Here is a 13,700-nt window from a genome sequence, read left to right as displayed (position 1 = left end):
CTAAGCTGCCGCTTTGTGACCCTCTTCAAACTTCGTGTTTTCTCACCCAGCCCGATGCACGGCCCGGGCATTAATTATTTCCTCCGGCCATCCGTTCCTCTCTGTACATCCTCGGCTCTGGCAAGGCGCAATTGGCCGCCCGCATGCCCTCCCTGCACGCCAACCGAGACCTGATTTCAAGTACAGACTCTGGCAGGAACCCCATGACGGACGCCTTCGAACTCCCGGTTACGCTGGTCCAGGCACTGGCTCAACGTGCCGCCAAAACCCCGGATCGGGTAGCCTTGCGCTTTCTGGCCGAGGACCCGTGTGACGAAGCCGTGCTTTGCTATCGTGACCTCGACCAGCGGGCACGGAGCATTGCTGGCGCCTTGCAGGCGTGCACCGAGGTGGGCGATCGCGCGATCCTGTTGTTCCCCAGCGGCCCGGATTACGTCGCAGCGTTTTTCGGCTGTCTGTATGCCGGGATCATCGCTGTGCCGGCGTACCCGCCAGAGTCTTCGCGCCGTCATCACCAGGAACGGCTGCTGTCGATCATCGACGATGCCGAGCCGCGTCTGCTGCTGACCACCAGCGCCCTGCACGACAGCCTGCAGGCCCTCGAAGTGCTGGGCGAACCCGGCGCCCCGCAACTGCTGGCGGTCGATGGCCTGGCCGCCGAGCGTGCCGACAGTTGGCAGATGCCGAATGTGCAGGCCGATGACATTGCCTTTTTGCAGTACACCTCCGGCTCCACCGCCTTGCCCAAAGGCGTACAGGTCAGTCATGGCAACCTGGTTGCCAACGAAGTGCTGATTCGCCGTGGCTTTGGCATCGATGTGAATCCGGACGATGTAATCGTCAGCTGGTTGCCGCTGTATCACGACATGGGCCTGATCGGCGGGTTGCTGCAACCCATCTTCAGCGGCGTGCCCTGCGTGCTGATGGCGCCCGCTTATTTCCTCGCCCGGCCGCAGCGCTGGTTGCAGGCGATCAGCGATCATGGCGGCACCATCAGCGGCGGGCCGGACTTCGCCTACCGCTTGTGCAGCGAACGGGTCAGCGCCGCGGCACTGGCAAGCCTCGACCTGAGCAAATGGCGGGTGGCCTATTCCGGCTCCGAGCCGATTCGCCAGGACAGCCTGCAGGCCTTCGCTGACAAGTTCGCGGCGTGTGGTTTTGTGCCGCAGAGTTTCTTCGCCAGTTACGGCCTGGCCGAAGCCACGCTGTTCGTCAGCGGCAGCACCCGCGGCCAAGGGATCGGCGTGCTGGAGCTGGATACCCTGGCCCTGGCGCACAATAACGCCGAAGCCGGCAAGGGCACGGTGCAGATGAGTTGCGGACGCAGCCAGCCCGGGCATGCGCTGCAGATTGTCGAGCCGCAGCACCTGACGTTGCTGGCCGATAACCAGGTCGGTGAGATCTGGGCCAGCGGCCCGAGCATCGCCAAAGGCTACTGGCGCAACCCGCAAGCCACAGCCGCCACCTTTGTAGAGCAGGGCGGACGGACCTGGTTGCGTACCGGTGACCTGGGCTTTTTGCGCGAGGGCGAACTGTTCGTCACCGGTCGCCTCAAGGACCTGTTGATCGTGCGCGGGCACAACCTCTATCCGCAGGACCTGGAAAAGACCCTGGAGCGTGAAGTCGAGGTTCTGCGTAAAGGCCGGGTGGCGGTGTTCGCCGTCGATGACCGGGGCGAGGAGGGCATCGGCGTTGCCGTTGAGGTCAGCCGTAACGTGCAGAAGATCATCACGCCGGCGAACCTGATCAAGACCCTGCGCCAGGTCATCGCCGATGCCTGCCAGCAGGCGCCGGCCGTGGTCTTGTTGCTCAACCCCGGCGCCTTGCCGAAGACTTCCAGCGGCAAGCTGCAACGCTCGGCCTGTCGCTTGCGCATGGACGACGGCACCCTCGATTGCTACGCCCGCTTCCCCGATCAGCATGTCGTGGCCGTGCCCGATCACAATGTGTCGACGAGCGCCATGCAGGCCCGGATTGCCCGCCTGTGGTGCGACGTGCTGGGTCTTGAGCAGATTGCCGGTGACGAGCACTTCTTCCTGCTCGGTGGCAACTCTATCGCCGCGACTCAGGTCTGCGCACGCCTGAGTGATGAGCTGGGCCTTGAGCTGGGTGTACGGGTGCTGTTCGAGTCACCTGCCCTAGCCGCATTCAGTGCGGCAGTGGCGGCGTTGCAGGGCGAGGGCGGTGTCACCCGTGGCGCAATCAGCCGCCTCGACCGCGCGCAGGCCTTGCCGCAATCGTTGGCGCAAAACCGCCTGTGGCTGACCTGGCAACTGGAGCCGTACAGCGCGGCGTACAACATTCCCGGCGCCCTGCGCCTGCGTGGCGAACTGGATGAGGCGGCATTGCAGGCCAGCTTCCAGGCGCTGGTCGAGCGTCACGAATCCCTGCGCACGTTGTTCGCCGAGAAGGATGGCCAGGCGCTGCAGCACATCCTGCCGAGCCTGGGCTTTACCTTGCAACGCCTGGATCTGTCCGCTGCCAGTGCGCAAGAAGTGCTGGCGCAGCGCGAAGCCGAAGCCATGCAGCCCTTCGACCTGCAACAGGGGCCGATGCTGCGGGTGACTCTGGTGCGACTGGACAGCGACGACCATCAGCTGTGGGTGACGATGCACCACATCGTCGCCGACGGCTGGTCGATGAACATTCTCATCGACGAGTTCTCGCGCCTGTACGCCGGTCACTGCCAGGGCCAGCCGGCCAGCTTGCCGGCTCTGAACCTGGAATACGCCGACTACGGCAACTGGCAGCGCCAATGGCTGGCCGAGGGCGAGGCGGCCCGGCAACTGTTGTACTGGAAGGACCGACTGGGCAAGCAGGCAGGGGTGCTCGACCTTGCCACCGACCACCCGCGCTCATCGCGAACCAGCAACGCCGCTGCGCGTTTTAGCGTGCGCCTGCAGCCGAGCTTGGCCGAAGCCTTGCGCAGTGTCGCCCGGGCCCATGAGGCGACGCTGTTCATGGTATTGCTGGCCAGCTTCCAGAGCCTGTTGCACCGCTACAGCGGGCAGGCCGAAATCCGCGTCGGCGTGCCCAATGCCAACCGCGCGCGCCTGGAAACCCAGGGCCTGGTCGGCTTTTTCATCAATACCCAGGTGTTGTCTGCGCAGTTGGACGGGCGTTTGCCGTTCACCCAGTTGCTGGCTCAGGTACGTCAGGCCACGCTCGAAGCCCAGGCTCATCAGGACCTGCCGTTCGAGCAACTGCTCGAAGCCTTTCCCGAGGCCCGCGATCAGGGCCTGTTCCAGGTCATGTTCAACCACCAGCAGCGCGACCTCAGTGCCCTGCGCCGACTGCCAGGCCTGCTCGCCGAAGAGCTGCCGTGGCACAGTCGCGAAGCCAAGTTCGATTTGCAGTTGCACAGCGAAGAGGACCATCAGGGGCGGGTGACACTGTCGTTCGACTACGCCGTGGCGCTCTTCGAGGAGGCGACCGTGCAGCGGCTCAGCGCCCAGCTGGTCGGTTTGCTCGAACAGCTCAGTGCCCGACCCGAGCTGGCCATCGGTGCGGTACAACTGCTCGATGATGATGGCCTGGCGCAACTGCGCAACTGGGGCCAGGCCCCGGCACCGCAGGCTCGGCAGTGGATCGTCGAACAGCTCAATGCACAAGCGCGACTGACCCCGGAGCGCACCGCCCTGGTGTGGCAGGGTGGCAGCCTCGACTACGCCAGCCTGCACCAGCAGGCCAACTGCCTGGCCCATTACCTGCGCGACAAGGGCGTCGGCCCGGATGTGTGCGTAGCCATCGCCGCCGAGCGTTCGCCGCAACTGCTGATCGGCCTGCTGGCGATTCTCAAGGCCGGTGGTGCCTATGTACCGCTGGATGTCGATTACCCGTCCGAGCGCCTGGCCTTCATGCTCGCCGACAGTGGCGCCAGCCTGCTGCTCAGCCATAGCGATGTACTGGAACGCTTGAGCCTACCGGCGCAAGTGAGTGCCATCGCCATGGATCGTCTCAAGCTCGACAGCTGGCCAAGCCAGCCGCCGGGCCTGCACCTGCACGGCGACAACCTGGCTTATGTGATTTACACCTCAGGCTCCACCGGCCAGCCCAAAGGCGTCGGCAACACCCACGCGGCACTGGCTGAACGCCTGCAGTGGATGCAGGACAGCTATGCCCTGGACGAGCGCGACGTGCTGATGCAAAAGGCGCCGATCAGTTTCGACGTATCGGTGTGGGAGTGCTTCTGGCCGTTGCTCAACGGTTGCCAACTGGTACTGGCCGGCCCCGGCGAGCACCGCGACCCGCAACGCATCGCCGAGTTGGTCCGCGAACATGGCGTGACCACGCTGCACTTTGTCCCGGCCTTGCTCCAGGTGTTTGTCCAGGAACCGTTGGCCGCCCAGTGCAGCAGCCTGCGCCGGTTGTTCAGCGGTGGTGAAGCACTGTCGGCGGCCCTGCGTGATCGGGTACTGCAGGTATTGCCGCAGGTGGCCCTGCACAACCGTTACGGCCCGACCGAAACCGCCATCAACGTCACCCACTGGCAGTGCAGCGATGCCGATGGTGCGCGCTCACCTATCGGCCGGCCATTGGCCAATGTGCTGTGCCGGGTGCTCGATGATGAGCTTGAACTGACTCCACCCGGCGTACCCGGCGAGCTGTACTTGGGCGGAAACGGCCTGGCCCGGGGTTACCTGGGGCGCGCGGGGCTGACGGCCGAACGTTTCGTGCCGCAGCCCGATGGCGACGGCCAGCGTCTGTACCGTAGTGGCGACCGGGCGCGCTGGTTGGCTGACCTGGGGGCGCTGGAGTACCTCGGCCGCCTCGATCAGCAAGTCAAGCTGCGCGGCTTTCGGCTCGAGCCGGAAGAAGTCGAGGCCTGCCTGCTGGCGCAAACGGGCGTCGAACAGGCCCTGGTGATGGTACGCGACACCGTCGCCGGCCCGCAGTTGCTCGGCTACTACAGCGGTGTCCAGGCTGATGCCCCGTTACTGGCGGCACTGTCTGCGCTTCTGCCCGCCTATATGGTGCCGGCGCAGTTGATCCACCTGGCGCAGATGCCGCTGGGCCCGAGCGGCAAGATTGAACGCAAGGCCTTGCCCGAGCCGCAGTGGCAATCACGTGAGCACCTGGAACCGGGTACTGCCCTGCAACAGCAGATTGCCGCGATCTGGCGCGAGGTACTGGGCAGCCAGCGGGTCGGCCTGCAGGACGATTTCTTTGCCCTTGGTGGCCACTCGCTGCTGGCCACTCAGATCATTTCCCGCACCCGCCAGGCATGCAACGTCGAGTTGCCCTTGCGTACCTTGTTCGAGGCCAGTGAGTTGGGTGCTTTCGCTGCTGCGGTCGAAGCGATCCAGCACAGTGGCGCTCACAACCTGCAAGGTGAAATCTTGCGCATCGACCGGCGCCAGGCGGTGCCGCTGTCCTACTCTCAGCAGCGCATGTGGTTCCTCTGGCAGATGGAGCCGGACAGCCCGGCCTATAACGTTGGCGGTATGGCGCGGCTGCGCGGGGTGCTGGATGTCAGCCGCTTCGAGCAGGCGCTGCAAGCGTTGATCGTGCGACACGAAACCCTGCGCACCACCTTCCCGAGCATCGATGGCGTGCCGTACCAGTGCGTGGCCGAAGACAGCCAATTGCGCATGAGTTGGCTGGACCTCTCCAGCGTCACCGCGCAGGCCCGCGAGCAACAGTTGCAAGCCTTCGCCGACGAGCAGGCGCATCAACCCTTCGACCTTGAGCGCGGGCCGCTGTTGCGCGCCTGCCTGGTCAAGGCCGGCGAGCGTGAACACTACTTCGTCCTGACCCTCCATCACATTGTCACCGAAGGCTGGGCCATGGATATCTTCGCCCGCGAGCTGGGCGAGCTCTACGAGGCCTTTGTCGACGAGCGCGAATCGCCGCTGCAAGCCTTGCCGGTGCAGTACCTGGACTACAGCGTATGGCAACGGCAGTGGCTGGAGAACGGTGAACGTCAACGTCAGTTGGACTACTGGAAAGCCAAGCTGGGTACTGAACATCCGCTGCTCGAGCTGCCCACCGACCGTCCACGTCCGGCGGTGCAGAGTCATCGTGGTGAGCTCTATCGTTTCGACCTGAGTCCGGAACTGGCCGCGCGAGTACGTGCCTTCAACGCCGAACGCGGTCTGACCCTGTTCATGACCATGACCGCAACCCTGGCCGCGCTGCTCTACCGCTACAGCGGCCAGACCGACCTGCGCATCGGTGCACCGGTGGCCAACCGCATTCGCCCGGAAAGCGAAGGCCTGATCGGTGCCTTCCTCAATACCCAGGTGCTGCGTTGCCAACTTGATGGCCAAATGAGTGTCGGCGAATTGCTCGAGCAGGTGCGCCAGACCGTGATCGATGGCCAGTCCCATCAGGACCTGCCTTTCGATCATCTGGTCGAGGCCCTGCAGCCGCCGCGCAGCAGCGCCTACAACCCGCTGTTCCAGGTGATGTGCAACGTCCAGCGCTGGGAGTTTCAGCAGAGCCGCAGCCTGGCTGGGATGCAGGTGGAGTACCTGGTCAACGATGCCCGTGCGACCAAGTTCGACCTCAACCTGGAAGTCACCGACCTCGACCGTCGCCTGGGTTGCTGCCTGACCTACAGCCGTGACCTGTTCGACGCGCCGCGCATCGCGCAAATGGCCGCGCACTGGCAGAACCTGTTGCTGGCCGTGCTGGGCGATCCCGAGCAATGCTTGGGTGAATTGCCATTGCTGGCGGCTGTCGAGCAAAAGGCGCTGTGTGATTCGCTCAAGGGCGACAGTACCTTGATGCTGGAGAACAATATTCACCAGCTGTTCAGCGAACAAGCGGTGCGCCAGCCCGATGCCCTGGCCCTGACCTTCGCCGGCCAGCACCTGAGTTATGCCCAGCTCGATGCCCGCGCTAATCGGTTGGCCCGGGTGCTGCGTGAGCGCGGCGTTGGTCCGCAGGTACGCGTCGGCCTGGCCCTAGAGCGCTCGCTGGAGATGGTGGTCGGCCTGCTGGCGATCCTCAAGGCCGGTGGCGCCTATGTGCCGCTAGACCCGGAATACCCCCTGGAACGCCTGCACTACATGATCGAGGACAGCGGCATCGCGCTGTTGCTGGGCCAGCGGGCCTTGTTCGAAACCCTCGGTGAGTTGCCCGCCAAGGTCGGTCGCTGGTGCCTGGAAGAGGACCGCGATGCGCTCGTGGCGTACAGTAGCCAAGCCTTGCCATCGCTGACCTTGCCCGGCCATCAGGCCTACCTGATCTACACCTCCGGCTCCACTGGCAAGCCCAAGGGCGTGGTGGTCAGCCATGGCGAAATCGCCATGCACTGCCAGGCGGTGATCGAGCGCTTCGGTATGCGCAGTGACGATTGCGAGCTGCACTTCTATTCGATCAACTTCGACGCGGCCACCGAGCGGTTGCTGGTGCCGTTGCTCTGCGGTGCGCGCGTCGTTCTGCGTGGGCAGGGGCAGTGGGGCGCAGAAGAAATTTGCACACTGATCCGCGAGCAGCGGGTGTCGATTCTCGGCTTTACCCCAAGCTACGGCAGCCAGTTGGCCCAGTGGCTGGCCAGCCGCAACGAGCAGTTGCCGGTGCGCTTGGTGATCACCGGTGGCGAGGCACTGACCGGTGAGCACCTGCAGCGCATTCGCCAGGCGTTCACGCCGCAGCAGTTCTTCAATGCCTATGGGCCGACTGAAACCGTGGTCATGCCCCTGGCATGCCTGGCCCCGGAGCAGCTTGAAGCCGGCGCTGGCAGCGTGCCGATCGGCAGCGTGGTCGGTGCCCGTGTGGCGTACATTCTCGATGCCAACCTGGCCCTGTTGCCGCAAGGCGGTACAGGCGAGTTGTATGTCGGCGGCGCGGGGCTGGCCCAGGGTTACCACGAGCGTCCGGGCTTGAGCGCCGAGCGCTTTGTCGCCGACCCGTTCAGCAACCAGGGCGGGCGCCTGTACCGCACCGGTGACCTGGTGCGCCAGCGAGCCGATGGTCTGGTGGAGTATGTCGGGCGTATCGATCATCAAGTGAAGATTCGCGGCTTCCGCATCGAGTTGGGCGAAATCGAAACCCGTCTGCTCGAACACCCGGCAGTGCGCGAGGCCGTGGTGCTGGCCCTGGACATGCCCGGTGGCAAGCAACTGGCTGGCTATCTGCTCTGCGATCAGGTGCTGGCCGATGCCGCCGAACAGGCGGCCCTGCGCGATGCGCTGAAGGCGCAACTGCGCTTGCACCTGCCGGACTACATGGTGCCTGCCCACCTGGTGCTGCTGGCGAACATGCCGCTGACCGGCAATGGCAAGCTTGACCGCCACGCCTTGCCGGCGCCGGACCTGGAGCAGGGCCGCCAGCACTATGAAGCGCCGCAAAGCGAGCCGGAACAGCAACTGGCGACGATCTGGCGCGAAGTGCTGAACGTGCAGCAGGTTGGCCTGCAGGACAACTTCTTCGAACTGGGCGGCGACTCGATCCTGTCGATCCAGGTGGTCAGCCGCGGACGTCAGGCCGGGCTGCATTTCACCCCGCGCGACCTGTTTCAGCACCAGACCATCCAGACCCTGGCGACAGTGGTCAGCTGCAGTGAAACTGTCCAGGTCGATCAGGGGCCGTTGACCGGCCGTGCGGCATTGACGCCGATCCAGCACTGGTTCTTCGACAGCGACGTGACGCAACCCCAACACTGGAACCAGGCGGTGTTGCTGGCGCCGGTCGAGCGCCTGGATGGCAAGACTCTGGAGCAGGCGCTGCAGCACTTGCAGCAGCATCACGATGCCTTACGCCTGCGCTTTGATCAGATGGCTGGCCAGTGGCTGGGCGAATACGCTCAAGGCGAGCACCGTGAACTGCTCTGGCAGGCCTCGGTTGCCGAGCTGGGCGACTGCCAGGCGTTGTACAACGATGTACAGCGCAGCCTCGACCTGGCCCAGGGGCCATTGTTGCGCGCCTTGCTGGTTGAAGACAGCGAGGGTCAACAGCGCCTGCTGCTGGCGATCCATCACCTGGTGGTCGACGGCGTTTCCTGGCGGGTGTTGCTCGAAGACCTGCAAGCGCTATATCGCGGCCAATCACTGGCGGCCAAGACCCGTGCGATGAGCGACTGGGCGGCGCGCCTGGTGGCCTATGCCGGCAGTGACTCCTTGCGTGACGAGCAAACCTGGTGGCAGACGCAACTGAGCAGCGCCAGCCGCGAACTGCCGTGCGATCATCCACAAGGGGCGAACCTGCACCAGCAGGCGCAGACCCTCAGTGTGCGCCTGGACGCGACCCGTACCCGGCAACTGCTGCAGGAGGCGCCCGGGGTCTATCACACCCAGGTCAACGACCTGCTGCTGACCGCCCTGGCCCGGGTCTTGTGCCGCTGGAGCGGCGACAGCTCGGTGCTGGTGCAACTGGAAGGCCACGGCCGCGAGAACCTGTTCGAGGACATGGACCTGACGCGCAGCGTTGGTTGGTTCACCAGTGCCTACCCGCTGAGCCTGAGCCCGCTGAACCTTGAGCTGGCCACGGGGCAGGGCGCTGCGATCAAGGCTATCAAGGAGCAATTGCGCACGGTGCCGCACAAGGGGCTGGGCTACGGTGTGTTGCGTTATCTGGCCGATGCGCCGGTGCGCGAGGCCATGGCCGCGCTGCCCCAGGCGCGTATCACCTTCAACTACCTGGGCCAGTTCGACCAGCAGTTCCAGGCCGATGCGCTGTACCAGCCGGTGGACGAAAGCGCCGGGCTAGCCCATGACCTGGAGGCACCGTTGCCCAACTGGCTGAGCGTCGATGGCCAGGTGTATGGCGGTGAACTGCAATTGCGCTGGACCTTCAGTCGCGAGCGCTATGACCAACAGACTCTCGAGGCGCTGGTCGAGGCCTATCGACGTGAACTGATCAGCCTGATCGAGCATTGCCTGAGCCCGGATGCCGGCAGCTTCACGCCTTCGGACTTCCCGCTGGCGCAACTGAGCCAGGAGCAGATTGATACCTTGCCGGTCGCTGCGGCCCAGATCGACGACGTCTATCCGCTGACGCCGATGCAGGAGGGCCTGCTGCTGCATACCCTGCTGGAACCTGGTACCGGCATCTACTACATGCAGGACCGCTACCGGATCAACAGCGCACTCGACCCGCAGCGTTTCGCCGCCGCCTGGCAGGCCGTGGTCGGCCGTCATGAAGCCTTGCGCGCCTCGTTCAGCTGGAGCGCCGGCGAGGCCATGCTGCAGATCATTCACAAGCCTGGCTCGACGCCGGTCGACTATCAGGACTGGTCGGATATGCCTGACACTGATCAGGAAGCGCGCCTGCAAGCCCTGCATAAGCAGGAGCGCGAGGCCGGTTTCGATCTGCTCCAACAGCCACCGTTCCACCTGCGCCTGGTGCGAGTGGGCGAGGACCGCTACTGGTTCATGATGAGCAACCACCACATCCTCATCGATGCCTGGTGCCGTTCGCTGCTGATGAATGATTTCTTCGAGATCTACCTGGCCATGGGCGAGGACCGCCAAGCGCAATTGCCGGTGCCGCCACGCTACCGCGACTACATCAGCTGGCTGCAGCATCAGGACCTGGATGCCGCGCGCCAGTGGTGGCGCAGCAACCTCGAAGGCTTTGAGCGCAGCACAGCGGTACCTACCGACCGGCCCTTGCTGCGTGACCACGCGGTGGAGAACGCCGGGATGGTCGTCGGCGACTGCTACACCCGCCTCGATGCCGTCGATGGCGCCCGTCTGCGGGAACTGGCCCAGGCCCATCAACTGACCATCAACACCTTTGCGCAAGCGGCCTGGGCCCTGGTGCTCAGTCGCTACAGCGGTGATCGCGACGTGGTCTTCGGCGTCACCGTGGCCGGGCGGCCAGTGAGCATGCCGCAGATGCAACGCACGGTCGGGCTGTTCATCAACAGCATTGCCTTGCGGGTGAAGCTGCCCACAGCGGGCGAGCGCTGCAGCGTGCGCCAGTGGTTGCAAGGCTTGCTGGAACGCAACATGGAGTTGCGCGAGTACGAATACCTGCCCCTTGTGGGCATTCAGGAATGCAGCGAGCTGCCCAAAGGCCAGCCGCTGTTCGACAGCCTGTTCGTGTTCGAAAACGCGCCGGTGGAAGTCGCCGTCCTCGACCGTGCCCAGAGCCTGAACGCCAGCTCCGACTCCGGGCGTACCCATACCAATTTCCCGTTGACCGCCGTCTGTTATCCGGGCGACGACCTGGGCTTGCACCTGTCCTTCGACCAGCGCTATTTCGACACCGCCACGGTCGAGCGCTTGCTGGCCGAGTTCAAACGCCTGCTGCTGGCCTTGGCCGAAGGCTTCCACGGCGAGGTCAGTGAACTGCCATTGCTCGGTGAAACGGAGCGACGTTTCCTGCTGGAGGACTGCAACCGCAGTGAGCAGGCCTACAGCCTGGAGCAGAGTTACGTTGAGTTGTTCGAAGCACGCGTCGTAGCGCATCCACAGCGCGTTGCCGCGCGCTGCCTTGAGCAATCACTGAGTTACGCCGAGCTCAACCGCCAGGCCAACCGCCTGGGGCATGTGCTGGTTGCTGCCGGGGTGGCGGTCGATGAGCCGGTGGCATTGCTGGCCGAACGCGATCTGCCGCTGCTGGGCATGATCATCGGCAGCTTCAAGGCCGGCGCCGGTTACCTGCCGCTGGATCCGGGGCTGCCGCTCACCCGTCTACAACGTATCGTCGAACTGAGTCGCACCCCGGTGCTGGTGTGCAGCCAGGCCTGTGCCGAGCAGGGGCGGGCCTTGCTCGACGAGTTGCCGTGTGGCGGGCGGCCGAAGCTGTTGGTCTGGGAGACGATCCAGGCCGCCGCCGGGCCGGACGCCAACCCCGGTATCTACAGCGGGCCGGAAAACCTTGCGTACGTGATCTACACCTCAGGCTCCACCGGTTTGCCCAAGGGGGTGATGGTCGAGCAGCGTGGCATGCTCAACAACCAGTTGAGCAAGGTGCCGTACCTGCAACTGGATGAGCAGGATGTGATTGCCCAGACCGCCTCGCAAAGCTTCGACATTTCGGTCTGGCAGTTCCTCGCCGCGCCGCTGTTCGGTGCCCAGGTGGCGATTGTGCCGAACGCTATTGCCCACGACCCCCAGGGGTTGCTGGATCATGTGCAGGCGACCGGCATCACCGTGCTGGAAAGCGTGCCGTCACTGATTCAGGGCATGCTTGCCAACGAACAGCAACCGCTCGATGGCTTGCGCTGGATGCTGCCGACCGGTGAGGCGATGCCGCCGGAGCTGGCCTGGCAGTGGCTGCAACGCTATCCGCAGATCGGCCTGGTCAATGCCTACGGCCCGGCCGAGTGCTCCGATGACGTGGCGTTCTTCCGCGTCGATGCCGCCTCGACCCGTGGCAGCTACCTGCCGATCGGCACGCCGACCGACAACAACCGCCTGTACCTGATCGGTGATGACCAGGAACTGGTGCCGCTGGGCGCCGTGGGCGAGCTGTGTGTGGCCGGTACCGGCGTTGGCCGTGGCTATGTCGGCGACCCGCTGCGCACTGCGCAAGCTTTTATCCCGCATCCATTCGGGGCGCCAGGTGAGCGTCTGTACCGTACTGGCGACCTTGCGCGCCGACGTGCCGACGGGGTGCTGGAATATGTCGGGCGTATCGACCATCAAGTGAAGATTCGCGGCTACCGCATCGAGTTGGGCGAAATCGAAGCGCGCCTGCACGAGCAAAGCGAGATTCGTCATGCCGCCGTCGGGGTGCAGGAAGGGGTCAATGGCAAGCACCTGGTCGGCTACCTGGTGGCCAGCAACGCAGGCGTCGATACCAGCTTGTTGCTGGAGCAGGTCAAGCAGCGCTTGCGTGCTGAGTTGCCGGAGTACATGGTGCCGTTGCACTGGGCCTGGCTTGCGCAACTGCCGCTTAACGCCAATGGCAAGCTCGACCGCAAGGCCTTGCCGGCCATCGATATTGGTGCCCAGCACAGCCAGGCGTACCTTGCGCCACGTAACGAACTGGAAACGACCCTGGCCGGTATCTGGGCCGAGGTACTCAAGGCCGAACGGGTCGGGGTGCGCGACAACTTCTTCGAGTTGGGCGGGCACTCGCTGTTGGCGACCCAGATTGCTTCGCGGGTGCAGAAGGTGCTGCAACTGAACGTGCCGCTACGGGCCATGTTCGAGTGCAGCACGGTCGAGGCGTTGGCAACCTATGTCGAGGGCCTGAAGGCCAGTGAGTTGAGCGACGACAAGGTCGACCGGCTCAGTGACCTGATGGCTGAGCTGGAAGCGCTGTAGGGCTGTCGGCCGGGGCGGGGTGGGTACGCAGCAGATCGTGCTTGAGCAAGGCGATGGAGGCGGCCAGCAGTACGGCGTCCTTGATCAGAAAGGACGTCGCCCCGCCCATGGCCGGAAAGCCCCCGGCACTATTCTCCCAGCCGCCTGGGGTGGTGACGATCAGGGTCAGGGTGGTCAGGTAGGTGAGGGTTGAACCGAGCGCGCCGATCACCGCTATCCTGGGTTGCCAGATACCGGCCAGCAAGGCTGCACCAATCGCCCATTCCGCCACGCCCAGCGCATAGCTGGCGCCATGGACGCCAAAGGCCAGATGCAGCCAGGAAAGGATCGGGCTGTTATCGATCAGCGGGATCAATGCCTGGGCTTCGTAGTCGAACCATTTGGCATAGCCAAAGCCGAAGAAGATCAGGATCAGGCTCCAGCGCAGCAGCTGGATGTCCAGGGAGGAATGGATGAAACGGTCAAGGTAGGCAGGGCGGGTCATGGCGAAGTCCTGTAGGTGGATGAGGCAGGTATCCTCCAGACGCCGTGACC

At 64.6% G+C, this 13,700-nt stretch carries 2 protein-coding genes; one reads left to right on the top strand and one right to left on the bottom strand.

Going from position 1 to position 13,700, the window contains the following annotated elements; all coding sequences use genetic code 11:
- The first annotated feature begins 203 nt into the window (after window positions 1-203).
- A complete protein-coding gene (locus M5G17_RS13015; RefSeq protein WP_273893323.1) occupies window positions 204-13,166 on the top strand; it encodes a non-ribosomal peptide synthetase in 12,963 nt (4,320 codons plus the stop codon).
- Here M5G17_RS13015 and M5G17_RS13010 read toward each other — a convergent pair.
- A complete protein-coding gene (locus M5G17_RS13010; RefSeq protein WP_273893322.1) occupies window positions 13,132-13,650 on the bottom strand; it encodes a YkgB family protein in 519 nt (172 codons plus the stop codon). The two genes, M5G17_RS13015 and M5G17_RS13010, sit on opposite strands and share 35 nt — an antisense overlap.
- Window positions 13,651-13,700: the final 50 nt, after the last annotated feature.

This window comes from Pseudomonas rubra, assembly GCF_028656935.1.
In the GTDB taxonomy this organism is placed as follows: Bacteria; Pseudomonadota; Gammaproteobacteria; order Pseudomonadales; family Pseudomonadaceae; genus Aquipseudomonas; species Aquipseudomonas rubra.
Note: the sequence above shows the minus strand (reverse complement) of the source record. Positions and strands in the feature narration are given on the sequence as shown.